The following is a 14,543-nucleotide window of genomic DNA, read 5'->3' as shown; positions in this document are numbered from 1 at the left end:
CGGTGCACGTCCTACCCTTCCCCACATGGCCCCCTCCCCCGCCGACGTCCGCTCCGAGGCCTTCGCCCATGCGCTGCGCACGCGCGTGGTCGTCGCCGACGGCGCGATGGGCACGATGATTCAGGCCCAGGACCCGTCGCTCGACGACTACGAGGGGCTGGAGGGCTGCAACGAGATCCTCAACGTGTCGCGCCCGGACATCATCGGCTCCGTGCACGACGCCTACCTCGAGGTCGGCGTCGACGCGATCGAGACGAACACGTTCGGCGCGAACTGGTCGAACCTGTCCGACTACGGGATCGACGACCGGATCCGCGAGCTCGCCGCCGCGGGCGCGCGCATCGCGCGCGAGCGGGCCGACGCGTTCGCGACGCCCGACCACCCGCGCTGGGTGCTCGGCTCGATGGGCCCCGGCACGAAGCTGCCGAGCCTCGGCCACACGACGTACGCCCACCTGCGCGACACGTTCGCCGAGCAGGCCGCCGGGCTGCTCGACGGCGGCGCGGACGCGCTCCTCGTGGAGACGAGCCAGGACCTGCTCCAGACGAAGGCGGCGGTCAACGGGTCGCGCGCGGCGATGCGCACGGTGGGGCGCTCCGTCCCGGTGATCGCGCAGGTGACCGTGGAGACCACCGGGACGATGCTCATGGGTTCCGAGATCGGCGCGGCGCTCACGACCCTGCAGGCGCTGGGCGTCGACGCGATCGGGCTCAACTGCGCGACCGGCCCCGCCGAGATGAGCGAGCACCTGCGCCACCTGTCGCGCCACGCGGAGATCCCCGTGACGTGCATGCCCAACGCGGGGCTGCCGGTGCTGGGGCCGGACGGTGCGACGTACCCGCTCACGCCGGACGAGCTCGCGGCCGCGCACACGCAGTTCGTCACCGAGTTCGGGCTCGGGCTCGTGGGCGGCTGCTGCGGCACGACGCCCGAGCACCTGCGGCGCGTCGTGGAGGCGGTGCGCGCGCGCCCCGTGGCGGAGCGCCACCCGCAGCGCGAGAACGGCGTCGCGAGCCTGTACTCCCACACGGACCTGCGCCAGGACACGTCGTTCCTCGCGATCGGCGAGCGGACGAACGCCAACGGGTCGAAGGCGTTCCGCGAGGCGATGCTCGCGGAGAACTGGGACGAGTGCGTCGAGATCGCGCGCGCCCAGACGCGCGACGGCGCGCACCTGCTCGACGTGTGCGTCGACTACGTGGGCCGCGACGGCGTCGCGGACGTGCGCGAGGTCGTCTCGCGGCTCGCGAGCGCGTCGACGCTGCCGCTCGTCATCGACTCGACCGAGCCCGAGGTCATCGCGGCGGGGCTCCAGCTGGTCGGTGGGCGCGCCGTGGTGAACTCGGTGAACTTCGAGGACGGCGACGGCCCGACGTCGCGCTTCGCGCGGATCATGCCGCACGTCGTCGAGCACGGCGCGGCGGTCGTCGCGCTGACGATCGACGAGGAGGGACAGGCGCGCACCGCGGAGACGAAGGTCGCGATCGCGACCCGCCTCGTCGAGACGCTCACGCGCGACTGGGGCATGCGCGTCGACGACATCATCGTGGACGCGCTGACGTTCCCCATCGCCACGGGCCAGGAGGAGACGCGGCGCGACGCCATCGAGACGATCGAGGCGATCCGCGAGATCACGCACCGCTACCCCGGCATCCACACCACGCTCGGGGTGTCCAACGTGTCGTTCGGGCTCAACCCCGCGGCGCGGACCGTGCTCAACTCGGTGTTCCTCCACGAGGCGGTCGAGGCCGGGCTGGACTCGGCGATCGTGCACGCGGCGAAGATCCTGCCGCTCGCGCAGATCCCCGACGAGCAGCGGGAGGCCGCGCTCGACCTCGTGCGGGACCGGCGCGGGTACGACGACGCTGGCAACCTCGTGCACGACCCGCTCTCTCACCTGCTCGACCTCTTCGAGGGCGTGGACTCCGCCGCGCTCAAGGACGCGCGGGCGGCGGAGCTCGCCGCGCTGCCGGTCGGCGAGCGCCTCGAGCGACGCATCGTCGACGGCGCGCGCAAGGGCCTCGAGGACGACCTCGACGCCGCGCTCGCCGACGGGATGAAGGCCCTCGACATCGTCAACGACCACCTCCTCGAGGGCATGAAGGTCGTGGGCGACCTGTTCGGCCGCGGCGAGATGCAGCTCCCGTTCGTGCTCCAGTCGGCCGAGGTGATGAAGACGGCCGTCGCGCACCTCGAGCCGCACATGGAGAAGGTCGAGGGCGAGAGCGGGAGCAAGGGCACGATCGTGCTCGCGACCGTGCGCGGCGACGTGCACGACATCGGCAAGAACCTCGTCGACATCATCCTCACGAACAACGGCTACACGGTCGTGAACATCGGCATCAAGCAGCCGGTGTCGGCGATGATCGAGGCGGCGCAGGAGCACGACGCCGACGTCATCGGGATGTCGGGCCTGCTCGTGAAGTCCACGGTCGTCATGAAGGAGAACCTCGCCGAGCTGGCCTCGCGAGGGCTCGCGGGCCGCTGGCCCGTGCTTCTTGGTGGCGCGGCGCTGACCCGGACGTACGTCGAGGACGACCTGGCCGGGCAATTCCCGGGCGTCGTCCGGTACGCGCGCGACGCGTTCGAGGGGCTGCGGCTCATGGAGCCGCTCGTGCGCGTCGCACGCGGCGAGTCGCCCGACGCCGTCGGGCTGCCCGCGCTGAAGAAGCGCCGGCATGCGGTGGTCACCGTGACGGAGACCGCGCCCGAGGACCTGCCCGCGCGGTCCGACGTCGCCGCCGACAACCCTGTGCCGACGCCGCCCTTCTGGGGCACGCGGCTCGTCAAGGGCCTGCAGCTCGCCGAGTACGCGGCGTTCCTCGACGAGCGCGCGACGTTCATGGGCCAGTGGGGGCTGAAGCCCGGGCGCGGTGACGAGGGGGCGTCGTACGAGGAGCTCGTCGAGACCGAGGGGCGGCCGCGGCTCAACGCGTGGCTCGACCGGATCCGCACCGAGGGCGTCGTGGACCCGTCGGTCGTGTACGGATACTTCCCCGTGTGGTCGGAGGGCGACGACGTCGTCGTCGCGCACCACGGCGCCGGGCTCGCCGGCATCGGGGCGCCCGACGGCGGGTCGGGCGGCGAGCCCGGGACCGAGCGGCTGCGCTTCACGTTCCCGCGCCAGCGCCGCGACCGGCACCTGTGCCTTGCCGACTTCGTCAGGCCGAGGTCGTGGGTCGAGGAGACCGGCCGGTACGACGTGCTGCCCGTCCAGCTCGTGACCATGGGCGCGAGCGTCGACCAGCACACCGCGACGTTGTTCGCGGGGAACCACTACCGCGAGTACATGGAGCTCCACGGGCTCTCGGTGCAGCTCACCGAGGCGCTCGCCGAGATGTGGCACGCGCGCGTGCGCGCCGAGCTTGGCTTCGCCGACGAGGACCCGGACTCCGCGGAGGGCATGTTCAAGCTCGAGTACCGCGGCGCGCGGTTCTCGCTCGGCTACCCCGCGTGCCCCGACATGGAGGACCGCACGAAGGTCGTCGAGCTCCTGCGCCCCGAGCGCGTCGGGGTCGAGCTCTCCGCGGAGCTCCAGCTCCACCCCGAGCAGTCGACCGACGCGTTCGTCCTCCATCACCCCGAGGCCAAGTACTACTCGGTGTGAGCTCCTCGTGGGCGTGTGCCCGGTACGGGATCTCCGTACCGGTCACGTGCCGATCACGGGTGCCACGGACCGGCTCAGGCGGCCGTGCCGCCGTAGTGCGCGGCCAGGCGCCGCAACCCTTCGTCGACGCCCACGGCGGGGCGCCAGCGCAGGTCGCGGCGCGTGGCCCGCTGGTCGAACCAGTGCGCGGTCGACAGCTGCTCGGCGAGGAAGCGCGTCATCGGCGGCTCGTCGGCGCCCGGGTGCACGCGCCAGACGGCCTCGACCAGGCTGCCCGCGGCCCGCGCGACCCCGGCCGGGACGCGCCACCGCGGCGGCTCGACGCCGCCCGCGCGGCAGATGCCCGTGAGCAGGTCGGCGACGGTGCGCGGCTCGCCGTTGGTCAGCACGTACGCGCGGCCGTGCACGTCGTGGGCGCGGTCGAGCGCGGCGAGGATCCCGTCGGCGGCGTTGTCCACGTAGAGCGTGTCGATGAGCGCTGCGCCGTGCCCCAGCAGGGGTAGGCGGCCGCCCGCGGCGCGCTCGAGCACCCGCTCGACGAGCTGGGTGTCGCCCGGCCCCCACACGATGTGCGGGCGCACGGCGACGACGCTCGGTCCCGTCTCCCCCGACCCGTCCGGCCGGCGACGGCGGTCGCGGCCCAGGGCGAGCAGCTCGGCCGCCGCCTTGGTGCGCGCGTACTCGCCGCGCGCGTGCCGGGGGTCGGCCGGCGTCGTGCCCGCCCCGACCAGGGACGAGCCCAGGTGGGCCACGGACGGCGAGGACACCTGCACGAACCGCTCGACCCCGGCGCGCTCGGCCGCGTCGAGGAGCGCGCGGGTGCCCTCGACGTTCACGGCGTGGAACTCCGCGGGCTCGCCCGCGAGCGACACCTTGGCCGCGAGGTGCACGACCGCGTCGACGCCCTCGACGGCGCGCGCGACGGTCGCCGGGTCGGTCACCGACCCCTGGACGTCCTCCACGCCCGGCACCCCGGAGGGGCGGCGCTGAAGCGTGCGGACGTCGTCGCCGCGCGCGACGAGCGCGCGGGCGACGGCGCCTCCGAGCAGACCCGACGCCCCGGTCACGAGCACGGTCACGGCCGACCCACCCGCCCGCCGGCGAGGACGCCGTCCGCCCAGCCGGCGAGACGCGCCCGGTCGATCTTCGAGTTGTGCCGCACGTCGGTGGGCATGCGCGGCACCACGAGCACGGCCGCGAGCGCCACGGGCGACGCGGCGCGCACGGCGGCGGTCAGCGCCTCGGGCGCCAGCCCGGGGCGCCGGACGCCGGGCACGGTCTCGACCACCGCGACCGCCTGCTGCAGACCCGCGGGCCCGACGCCGACGACGGCGGCCCGTCGGACCTGCGCCACCCGCTCCACGTGCTGCTCCGGCCCCACGGGAGCCAGCGGGCCGTCGGCGGTGCGGAGCACGTGCCCGAGCCGCCCCTCGATCCACAGGCGGCCCTGCGCGTCGAGGTGCCCGACGTCGCCGGTGCGGTGCCAGCGCCCGGGCGGGGTGTCGCGCTCGGCGGCCTGGTCGGTGAGCCACAGCCGGTCGTAGCGCTCCTTGAGGTGCCCCGCCCGCACGAGGACCTCGCCGAGCACGCCGGGCGCCGCCGACGGCGCGCCGGTCGCGGCGCCGTCGTCGTCGAGCGCGCTGACGAGCACCTCCGCCCCGGGCACGGGGCGGCCCACGCACACGCCCGCGTCGGGGGCCGCGGCGGCGTCGCGGATGCCGTCGAGCGTGACGTCCGTGACCAGCAGGCACTCCGTCATCCCGTACGGGGTGTGCGCCGTGGCCGCGGGCATGAGCTCGGCGGCCGAGCCGAGCAGGTCGGCCGAGATCGGCGCGCCCGTGGAGAGGAACGTGCGCACGCGCTCGAGCGCCGCGAGGTCGGCGTCGTCGAGCGCGCCGGCGGTCGCGACCACGTTGAGGATCGCGGCGGGCGAGAGGAACACGATGCGCGCGTCCGACGCGCGCACGGCGTCGGCGACGGCCCGGGCGGTGAGCGTGCGCGGCGAGGAGACGTCCATGCGCGGCGTCACCGACCGGGTGCCGAGCGCGGGCCCGAGCAGCGCGAACGGGGCGAAGCCCGTGACCAGCCCGGTGTCGGGGCCGACGTCGAAGTGCTCCGCGAGCGTGTCCCGCAGCGCGGAGAGGCGCGCGTGCGAGTACACGACGCCCTTCGCCGGGCCCGTGGACCCGGACGTGAACAGCACGGCGGCCTCGTCCTCGGGGCCGGGCTCGGCCGGCAGCGCCGCGCCCTCCCCGGCACGCGCGACGTCGACGAGCTCGTGCGCCACGCCCAGCGCCCGTCGGACCGCGGGCGCGAGCGGGTCGGCCGAGATCCGCACGCCCGGCCAGCCGAGCGCGCGCGCCGCGGCCAGGCCCTTTCTCTGCGCGACGACGAACCGCGGCCACGCCCCGCGCTGGGCGCGGGTGAGCCCGCGGACCCCCAGCCCGGCGTCGGCGACCACCACGACGGCCCCGATCCGCAGGCACGCGTACACCAGCGCGGTCAGCGTGGGCCCCGGCTGCACCAGCAGCGACACCCGGTCGCCCTTGCGCACCCCGATCGCGTGCAGCCCCGCGGCCACCCGCTGCACCTGACGGGCCAGCGCCCGCCAGCTCACGGCCCGGGCAGACCCGTCGGCACCGGTCGCCGCCATGTCCAGCACGGCGGGCGCGTCGTCGTCCGCCCGCGCGTCCAGCCCCGCCCACAGCGGCACGAACGGCGAGGCTGCAGTCCCATCGGCACCGGTGGTGCCGGCACCGGCCGTCGCGGAGCCGTCGGTGCCTGCTGGTGCGAGCACCTCGCTCCCGAGCCACCCGAGGACAGCGGGCGTCCAGTCCGCGTCCTCGGCGACGAGGTGGCCGGCGCCGGAGAACCGGTGCACGTGCGCGTGCGGCAGCCGGCGCACGAGGTCGTCGAGGTAGCGGTCGGAGAACACCGGGTCGTGCGGCCCCCACAGCAGCACGGCGGGCACGCGGAGCCGCGCGACGCCGGCAGCGATACGGTCGAGCTCGGGCGCGCTGGGGTGCGCGGCGTCCACGGGGATGTCGGCGACGAAGCCCTCGATCCCCTCGCGGTCGGGCGCGGCGCGGTAAGGCAGCCGGTAGGCGTCTGCGACGTCGTCGGGCAGGCCCGGGCGCGCCAGGGCGAGCGTCGTGTCGAGGAAGGCACGCGTCGTGCGGGTGCCCAGCCGGTGCACGGGCCCGGCGAGCGCGAGGCGCAGCGGCGCGGGCACCGCGGCGCCGTCAGGCTGGTGCACCGCCGTGTTGAGCAGCGCGACGCCGGCGAGGAGGTCGGGGTGGTCGACGGCCCAGCCGAGGGAGACGACGCCGCCCCAGTCGTGGCCGAGGGTGACGACAGGCCCGGCGAGGCCGAGGGCGTCGGTGAAGGCGCCCAGGTCCGCGACGCGGCGGGCGAGGGGGCGGTGCTCGCCGGTGCGGGCGGAGAACCCCATCTCGAGCTGGTCGACGGCGACGACGCGCCACGCCGGACCGCCGCCCCGGGCGGCGGCGACGGAGTCGGTCACGAGCCCCCGCCACAGGTACGACCACGTCGGGTTGCCGTGCACGGCGAGCACGGTGCCGACGGGCGCGAGACCGTGTCGCTCGAGCTCGGGGCCCGTGTCGAGGTAGTGCCAGGTCGCGCCCCGGGCGTCGCGCAGCACGTGGCTGTACCGCGGGTCCAGGCCGGGCAGCCCGGGCGGGACGGTGCGGGCGGGGCGCGGGAGGGGATCGGTCGCGGGCGAGAGGGCGGGCCCGGTCACCAGGCCAGCTCCAGCATCGCCGTGTTGATGCCGGAGCCCACGCCCATGAGCAGCACGCGGTCGCCGGAGGTGAGCGACTCCTGCTCCTCGGCGAGCGTGATCGGCACGGACGCCGGCCCCACGTTGCCGAGCCGCTCGTAGGTGGTGGGTACGCGGGAGCGGTCCAGGCCCACCGCCTCGACGATCGCGTTCGTGTGCACGCGCGAGACCTGGTGCGTGACGTACCGGTCCATGGAGGACCAGTCCCAGTCGGCGACCGCGTCCTTCCAGGCGTCCACGACCAGCTCGAGGCCACCCTCGAGCAGCGCCTTGGCGTCGGTGAACATGCCGTCGGTGCTGCCCACGCACAGGTCGTGGAACCGGGTGGCGGCGCGGGTGACGCCGCCGAGCACACGGTGGGCGTGCGGGTGCTCGTCCGCGCGGCCCAGCACGGCGGCGGCCGAGCCGGAGCCGAGCGTGAGCGACGCGAACTCCTGCATGAAGTCGTCGCGGTCCCGGTCCTCGCGCAGCAGCCGCTCGATCGTGCGGTCGTGGATGACGTCGGCGTCCTCGCCGTCCACGACGACCGCGTAGCGGATCTGACCCGACTCGATCATGCCCGCGGCGAGACTCATGCCGTTGATGAAGCCGAGGCACGCGTTGGCGACGTCGAAGTTGGTGGCGGACGACGGCAGGCCGAGCCCGTGGTGCAGCCGGACCGCGACCGACGGCTCGAGGTGCTTGCGCGTGACCGACGTGTTGATCAGGAGCCCGACGTCGCTCGGGTCCACCCCGGCGGCGCGGAGCGCCTCCTGCCCTGCGGCGACCGTCGCGTCGTCGACGTCCTCCTGGGCGGTCCAGGCGCGGCGCTCGCGCACGCCCGCCACCCGTTCCAGCAGTGTGGACGGCAGGCGCAGCCGCCGCAGCGCGGGAGCGAGACGCTCCTGCACCTCGGCAGACGTCCGCACGCCGGCGGGAAGCCGGCTGGTGACGGACAGCAGCGCGACGTTGGTGAACCTGGCGGTGGCGTTACCTGACACACGAGCTCCAGACGGCCGGACGCACGGGCGCCCGGCTCAGCGACGAGTCGACCGGGGGCGCGTGACCGCCGGTGCGGCCGCGCGACCGCGCCGGGCGGGGGGCGACGGCCGGTGCCGTCCACTCCCGCGTTCTCGAGCGTAGGACGCTCGGGGCGAGTCCGCCGTTCCAACCGGGCGTTGTGGGATGTGCCACGTCGGCACGGCGGGCCCCGGCCCCGATGACTTCCCCGGCGCCGCGCGGTCTACCCGGCACCGAGACGGCGAGGAGCGGGAGACACCATGGGACTCATCGAGATCGAGCTGTTCACGACCCTGGACCTCGTCGGGCAGGCGCCCGGCGGTCCGGACGAGGACCCGGACAACGGGTTCGCGTACGGCGGCTGGCAGGCGCCGCTGCTCGACGACGTCGCCGGGGCGCAGGTCGCCGCGGCCTACGAGAGCACGGACGCGCTGCTGCTCGGGCGCAGGACGTACGACATCTTCGCCGCGTACTGGCCGCACCAGGAAGGCGGCGCGGACGACGACATCGCCACGCTGTTCAACCGCGTCCCCAAGTACGTCGCTTCACGCGGCACGCCCGACCTGTCGTGGGCCGGGTCGACGCAGCTCGGCCCCGACCTCGCCGCCGCCGTGCGCGAGGTCCGGGACCGGCACGAGCACGTGAAGGTCGTCGGCAGCCTCGACCTCGTGCAGACCCTCCTGCGCGAGAAACTCTTCGACCGCCTCGACCTGTGGGTGCACCCGATCGTGCTGGGCGCCGGCAAGTCCGTGTTCGACGGTGGCGCGGTACCGTCCAACCTGGTGCTCCTCGAACCGCCCGCGGCCAGCCCGAGGGGCACGGTGCTCCTGCGGTACGCCCTCGCCGAGGGCACCCCGGGCACGGGAGACATGGCCGCACCCGACCGCGGCGTCGAGCACGGCGCCTGAGAGAGGACTCACCATGGCGATCCAGCGCCTGGACAACGTCGCCGTCGTCGTCGAGGACCTCGACGAGGCAGTGGCGTTCTTCACCGAGCTCGGGATGGAGCTCGAGGGCCGGATGCCGGTCGACAGCGAGTGGGCGGGGCGCGTCGTCGGGCTCGAGGGGATGCGGTCCGAGATCGCGATGATGCGCGTCCCCGGAGGCCACGGCCGGCTCGAGCTGACGCGCTACGTCACGCCCGTGCCGGTCGACGCCGGTCTCCAGCACGCACCGCCGAACACCCTGGGTCTGCACCGGGTGATGTTCGCCGTCGACGACGTCCGCGAGACCGTCGAGCGGCTCCGAGGCCACGGCGGCGAGCTGCTCGGTGAGATCGTGCGGTACGAGGACGCCTACCTGCTCTGCTACCTGCGCGGGCCGAGCGGGATCGTCGTCGCGCTCGCCGAGGAGCTCAGCTGACGGGTTCGCCCCGCAGGATCGACGTCAACTTCTTGCCGCGCGCGACCTCGTCGACGAGCTTGTCCATGTAGCGGATCTTCTGCATGAGCGGGTCCTCGATGTCCTCGACCCGGTGGCCGCAGATCACCCCCGTGATGAGCGACGTGTTCGGGTGCATCGCCGGCGCCTGGTCGAAGAACGTCTCGAGGTCCACCTCGTCCGCGATCGCCTGCTCCAGACCGGCCCGGTCGTAACCCGTGAGCCAGGAGACGACGCGGTCGACGTCGTCCCGGGAGCGGCCCTTCCGCTCGACCTTGGCGACGTAGAGCGGGTAGATGCTGGCGAAGCTCATCCCGAAGATCCGCGGTCGCGTCATGCGTGGCCTCCTCCGTGCGCGGTGCGTGCGACGCACAGTCTCCCACCCGGTCCGGCGCCCCGAAGACTCCGGACTCTGGACCCGGGGCTCGCGCTGCACGGCGGGGCGGACGTGCGCTCAGCTCCCCGCGAGCGCCTCATGGAACGCGGCGAGGAGCGGTGCGCCGAACAGGACGAAGCGAACCTCTTGCACGCTCGTCCCGGCGTCCGGCCGCCACGACCGCACCGCCCCCACGGAGACGGTCGCGGCCGTCGGCGCGTCCCAGCCGAACACCCCCGCACCGACGGCGGGGAACGCGACGGACGTCGCCCCGAGCCCGGCCGCCACCTCGAGGGACCGCGTGAAGCACGACGCGAGCAGCGCGGGGTCCGTCTCGCCGCGGTGACGGTTCGGCCCGACGGTGTGCACGACCCACCGGGCCGGCAGCTCGAACGCGTCCGTGGCGACGGCGTCACCCACGGGTAGCCCGTCCGGGAGCACGGTTCGCCGCAGCTCCCAGCACGCGGCGAGGAGCCCACTGCCGGCGGCGGCGTGGATCGCGCCGTCGACCCCTCCCCCGCCCAGCAGGCTGGAGTTGGCGGCATTGACCACGACGTCCGTCGTCACGCGAGTGATGTCCCCGAGCTCCGCCGAGATCCGCATGTACCGACCCTACGGGCCGGCGGGTCAGGCAGGGTGGGGCGTGGCGCCCGCGAGGCCGCGCGACGTCTCCAGGCGGTCGACGAGCAGCGTGCCCGCCGCGACGAGCGGCACGAGCACGAGGTTGCCGAGCAGCATCGTCCGCAGGAACGGCAGGCCCGCGACGTAGCTCGCGACGAGACCGTCGACCCCCGGGGCGTACCAGGTGCCACGGCTCTGGAGCCACACGCCGAAGTTCGTCCAGAGGAAGAACCACAGCGACCCCGCGACGCCGAACGCCGCGCCCGCACCCACGCGCCGCCACCCCGACGTGTCCCGCGCGAGCAGCGACCCCAGACCCACGACGAGCCACGCGCTCCAGGTGAACAGCGCGATCGTGGTGTTGCCCAGCACGACGTCGGACACGACCGTCACGGCGAGCGGCACGACGAACGCCCAGCGCGAGCGCAGCAGGAGCGTCGCCGCGAACGTCGCGGCGGTGACGAGCTCGAGGTTCGGCGGCGCACCCAGGTCGGCGCGCACCAGCCGCCACACGACCGCGAGGAGCACGAGGCCGACGACGAGCGCAGGACGCCACCACCGCCTCAGGAGGGCGAGCCCCGGCTGCCCCGCGTCGTGCGTCATGAGGTGAAGGCCTCGAGCTTCCACGTGATCTCGTCCCCGTCCTCGGTCTCGAGCGAGCCGGCTCCCACGCTCGCCATCTCGCCGTTCACGTACAGCGCCCAGAACTCGCCGTCCGGGTCGGCGGCGACACCGTCGATCGCGGTGACGAACGCGTTCTCGCCCTCACCGCTCACCTGGGCGGACGGGTCGGCCTCGAGCAGGAGGTCCAGCGCCGTGCGCCCGTCCTCGCCCTCGTAGGAGAGCTCCGGCACCTCGTCCTGGCCCTCGGCGTCGTCCGAGCCCTGGTCCTCCGTCGGGTCGTCGCCGTCCGCAGAGGCGTCCGACGTCTCGTCGCCCGCCGAGGACTCGGCGACGGTGGGCGAGGAGGACGCGTCGGCGTCGTCGGCCGAGGCGCCGCAGCCCGCGAGCAGGCCGACGGCGAGCAGGAAGGACGTCAGGGCGGTGAGCGGGCGCGTCGGCGCCTCGCGGAAGGTCTGGAGGGTCACCGCCACAGCGTACGGAGCGCGCGCGACCCCGCGCAGGGTCGCCCGACTGGCGGACGGACGAGGCAGCCCACGTCGTGCCGCGGACGGACCGATCAGACGTCGATGCGCACGCGGTCCAGCTCCGCCGCACCCTGGACGATGAAGTCCTTGCGCGGCGCGACGTCGCTGCCCATGAGCAGCTCGAACACGCGCTCGGCCGCCTCGGCGTGCTCGGCCGTGACACGACGCAGCGTGCGGTGGCGCGGGTCCATGGTCGTCTCGGCCAGCTGGTCGGCGTCCATCTCCCCCAGGCCCTTGTACCGCTGGATGTCCTCCTTGTACCGGCGGCCCGCCTTGTCGAGCTTCTTGAGGGTCGCGGCGAGCTCGGCCTCGGAGTACGTGTAGATGTACTCGTTCTTGCGCCGCCCGGCCCCGATGACCTCGACGCGGTGCAGCGGCGGGACGGCGGCGAAGACGCGACCGGCCTCCACGAGCGGCTTCATGTACCGGTAGAAGAGCGTGAGCAGCAGCGTGCGGATGTGCGCGCCGTCGACGTCCGCGTCGGTCATCAGCACGATCTTGCCGTAGCGCGCGGCCTCGAGCTCGAACGACCGCCCGGAACCGGCGCCGATCACCTGGATGATCGCCGTGCACTCGGCGTTGCGCAGCATGTCGCTGACCGACGCCTTCTGCACGTTGAGGATCTTCCCGCGGATCGGCAGGAGCGCCTGGAAGTCCGAGCTGCGCGCGAGGCGCGCCGTGCCGAGCGCGCTGTCCCCCTCGACGATGAAGAGCTCGCTGCGCTCGACGTCGTCGCTGCGGCAGTCCACGAGCTTCGCCGGCAGCGAGGACGTCTCGAGCGCGTTCTTGCGGCGCGAGATCTCCTTCTGCTTGCGCGCCGTGATGCGGGCCCGCATCTCCGCGACGACCTTGTCGAGCAGCAGCGCCGCCTGCGTCTTGTCGTCGCGCTTGGACGACGTCAGGAGCGCGTTCAGCTCCTTCTCCACGACGCGCGTGACGATCCCCCGCACCGGCGCGGTGCCGAGGACCTCCTTCGTCTGCCCCTCGAACTGCGGCTCGGCGAGCCGGACGGTCACGACCGCCGTCAGGCCCGCGAGGACGTCGTCCTTCTCGATGCGCTCCGAGGCGTCCTTCGTGGAGACCTTCAGGCGGCGGGCGTTCGTCTCGACGGCCTTGCGCAGCACCTTGAGCAGGCCCTGCTCGAACCCGCCGAGGTGGGAGCCGCCCTTCGGGGTCGCGATGATGTTGACGAAGCTGCGCACCTCGGTCTCGTAGCCCGCGCCCCAGCGCAGCGCCACGTCGACCTCGCACTCGCGCTGCACGGCCTGCGGCGTCATGTGACCGCGGTCGTCCAGGACGGGGACGGTCTCGGTGAACGTGCCGCTCCCCGTGAGGTGCCACGTCGCCGTCACCGGCGAGTCCGGAGCGAGGAACTCGACGAAGTCGACGGAGCCGCCGTGGTGGACGAACGTCTCCTCGTGCGGGCCGTCTTCGGCCGGCGTGCCCGGCAGGCCACGCTCGTCGCGGACCGTGATCTGCAGGCCCGGGACGAGGAACGTCGTCTGGCGCACGCGCGTGACCAGCTCGTCGTAGGAGAAGACCGCGTTCTTGGGGAAGATCTGCCGGTCCGCCCAGTACCGCACACGGGTCCCCGTCACGCCCCGCTTGGTCCTGCCCACCACCGCGAGCTCGGAGCGGCTGACGAACGGTTCGAACGGCGCGTCCGGCACGGGCCCGGTCTTCGGGTCCGCGAACGTCCCCGGCTCGCCGCGGTGGAACGTCATGCGGTGCGTCTTTCCGCCGCGGTCCACCTCGACGTCGAGCCGCGACGACAGCGCGTTGACCACCGAGGCGCCGACCCCGTGCAGCCCGCCCGACGCGGTGTACGACCCGCCGCCGAACTTGCCGCCCGCGTGCAGCTTCGTGAAGACGACCTCGACGCCGGACAGGCCCGTCTTGGGCTCGATGTCGACGGGGATGCCGCGGCCGTCGTCCTCGACCGTCACCGACGAGTCCGCGTGCAGCACGATCCGGATCTGGGAGCAGTTGCCCGCCAGGGCCTCGTCGACCGAGTTGTCGATGATCTCCCAGAGGCAGTGCATGAGGCCGCGCGAGTCGGTCGAGCCGATGTACATGCCCGGTCGCTTCCGCACCGCCTCGAGGCCCTCGAGGACGGACAGGTGCCGAGCGGTGTAGCTGGACTCAGCGGAGGTGGTCGTCACGGCGACAGCCTAGACGAGGCGACCCACATGCCCGGCGCCGCCCCGCCGCGGGAACGTCGGCCCGTGCCGTGTTCCCCGCAGCGGCGGGGTACGCGGGGAGCGAACCGGGGGCCGTTCGCGCTCGCAAGCACCCGACAAGATGGTTTCATGGTCGGGTGACTGCTACGACGACCACCACCGAACCCCTGACCGCGGCCGACCGCTGCGACCGCTGCGGCGCACAGGCGTACGTCCGCGTGGTCCTGCCGACCGGCGAGCTGCTGTTCTGCGGCCACCACGCACGGGCCCACGCCGACGCGTACGCGGACCTCGCGACCCACGTCCAGGACGAGACCGACCGTCTGCTCGCCGAGCACGGAGCCGGCGCGCTCTGATCTCCGGTCGACCGGCCGCGCACGGTGTGACGCGGCCCAGCCTTCGACGACGGCCCGGGACCTCCACGGTCCCGGGC

At 74.0% G+C, this 14,543-nt stretch carries 12 protein-coding genes; 4 read left to right on the top strand and 8 right to left on the bottom strand.

What is annotated here, in order from left to right; genetic code table 11:
* Positions 1–25 precede the first annotated feature (25 nt).
* Positions 26–3,607 carry a methionine synthase gene (gene metH, locus ACFTZA_RS03455; RefSeq protein WP_378190813.1) on the top strand — a complete coding sequence of 1,194 codons (3,582 nt, stop codon included), beginning with the start codon at positions 26–28 and terminating at the stop codon, positions 3,605–3,607.
* 74 nt (positions 3,608–3,681) lie between these two features.
* Here the strand turns inward: metH and ACFTZA_RS03450 are convergent, their stop codons facing one another.
* From ACFTZA_RS03450 to ACFTZA_RS03440, 3 genes are read right to left on the bottom strand one after another with little or no spacing between them, the layout of a single operon-like run.
* Entirely contained in the window at positions 3,682–4,686 is a 1,005-nt protein-coding gene (locus tag ACFTZA_RS03450) for an NAD-dependent epimerase/dehydratase family protein (RefSeq protein ID WP_378190811.1), read from the bottom strand.
* Positions 4,683–7,367, bottom strand: coding sequence for an alpha/beta fold hydrolase (locus ACFTZA_RS03445; protein WP_378190809.1), 2,685 nt, complete (start codon positions 7,365–7,367; stop codon positions 4,683–4,685). The genes ACFTZA_RS03450 and ACFTZA_RS03445 overlap by 4 nt, the downstream gene beginning before the upstream one ends.
* Positions 7,364–8,386, bottom strand: coding sequence for a 3-oxoacyl-ACP synthase III (locus ACFTZA_RS03440; protein ID WP_378190807.1), 1,023 nt, complete (start codon positions 8,384–8,386; stop codon positions 7,364–7,366). Before ACFTZA_RS03440 ends, ACFTZA_RS03445 begins: the two co-directional genes overlap by 4 nt.
* 279 nt (positions 8,387–8,665) lie before the next feature.
* Here ACFTZA_RS03440 and ACFTZA_RS03435 point away from each other — a divergent pair, with 279 nt between their 5' ends.
* Positions 8,666–9,313: a dihydrofolate reductase family protein gene (locus tag ACFTZA_RS03435; protein ID WP_378190806.1), complete on the top strand. Its 648-nt coding sequence runs from the start codon at positions 8,666–8,668 to the stop codon at positions 9,311–9,313.
* A gap of 13 nt (positions 9,314–9,326) precedes the next feature.
* On the top strand, positions 9,327–9,767 hold the full coding sequence (locus tag ACFTZA_RS03430) for a VOC family protein (protein WP_378190804.1): 441 nt from the start codon (positions 9,327–9,329) through the stop codon (positions 9,765–9,767).
* On the opposite strand, the gene ACFTZA_RS03425 is transcribed toward ACFTZA_RS03430, so the two are convergent.
* From ACFTZA_RS03425 to ACFTZA_RS03405, 5 genes are all read right to left on the bottom strand, one after another.
* On the bottom strand, positions 9,760–10,122 hold the full coding sequence (locus ACFTZA_RS03425; protein ID WP_378190802.1) for a DUF2200 domain-containing protein: 363 nt from the start codon (positions 10,120–10,122) through the stop codon (positions 9,760–9,762). The genes ACFTZA_RS03430 and ACFTZA_RS03425 overlap by 8 nt on opposite strands.
* 117 nt (positions 10,123–10,239) lie before the next feature.
* On the bottom strand, positions 10,240–10,764 hold the full coding sequence (locus ACFTZA_RS03420) for an O-acetyl-ADP-ribose deacetylase (RefSeq protein ID WP_378190800.1): 525 nt from the start codon (positions 10,762–10,764) through the stop codon (positions 10,240–10,242).
* 24 nt (positions 10,765–10,788) lie between these two features.
* Complete coding sequence (locus tag ACFTZA_RS03415; RefSeq protein WP_378190797.1) at positions 10,789–11,385, bottom strand: DUF6580 family putative transport protein; 597 nt, start codon at positions 11,383–11,385, stop codon at positions 10,789–10,791.
* Positions 11,382–11,870 carry a DUF4430 domain-containing protein gene (locus ACFTZA_RS03410; protein ID WP_378190794.1) on the bottom strand — a complete coding sequence of 163 codons (489 nt, stop codon included), beginning with the start codon at positions 11,868–11,870 and terminating at the stop codon, positions 11,382–11,384. The genes ACFTZA_RS03415 and ACFTZA_RS03410 overlap by 4 nt, the downstream gene beginning before the upstream one ends.
* 92 nt (positions 11,871–11,962) lie before the next feature.
* Complete coding sequence (locus ACFTZA_RS03405) at positions 11,963–14,092, bottom strand: type IIA DNA topoisomerase subunit B (RefSeq protein WP_378190791.1); 2,130 nt, start codon at positions 14,090–14,092, stop codon at positions 11,963–11,965.
* A gap of 155 nt (positions 14,093–14,247) precedes the next feature.
* Between ACFTZA_RS03405 and ACFTZA_RS03400 the strand changes: the two genes are divergently transcribed.
* A complete protein-coding gene (locus ACFTZA_RS03400) occupies positions 14,248–14,466 on the top strand; it encodes a hypothetical protein (RefSeq protein ID WP_378190789.1) in 219 nt (72 codons plus the stop codon).
* Positions 14,467–14,543 lie beyond the last annotated feature (77 nt).

The organism is Cellulosimicrobium sp. NPDC057127 (assembly GCF_042670945.1).
Lineage (GTDB): Bacteria > Actinomycetota > Actinomycetes > Actinomycetales > Cellulomonadaceae > Cellulosimicrobium.
The sequence above is the reverse complement of the archived record's forward strand: the minus strand, read 5'-3'. Positions and strand labels throughout refer to the sequence as shown.

Coding starts and splice junctions, on each gene's coding strand:
- metH (WP_378190813.1), top strand. CDS start 26: ATGGCCCCCTCCCCCGCCGACGTCCGCTCCGAGGCCTTCGCCCATGCG.
- ACFTZA_RS03435 (WP_378190806.1), top strand. CDS start 8,666: ATGGGACTCATCGAGATCGAGCTGTTCACGACCCTGGACCTCGTCGGG.
- ACFTZA_RS03430 (WP_378190804.1), top strand. CDS start 9,327: ATGGCGATCCAGCGCCTGGACAACGTCGCCGTCGTCGTCGAGGACCTC.
- ACFTZA_RS03425 (WP_378190802.1), bottom strand. CDS start 10,122: ATGACGCGACCGCGGATCTTCGGGATGAGCTTCGCCAGCATCTACCCG.
- ACFTZA_RS03420 (WP_378190800.1), bottom strand. CDS start 10,764: ATGCGGATCTCGGCGGAGCTCGGGGACATCACTCGCGTGACGACGGAC.
- ACFTZA_RS03415 (WP_378190797.1), bottom strand. CDS start 11,385: ATGACGCACGACGCGGGGCAGCCGGGGCTCGCCCTCCTGAGGCGGTGG.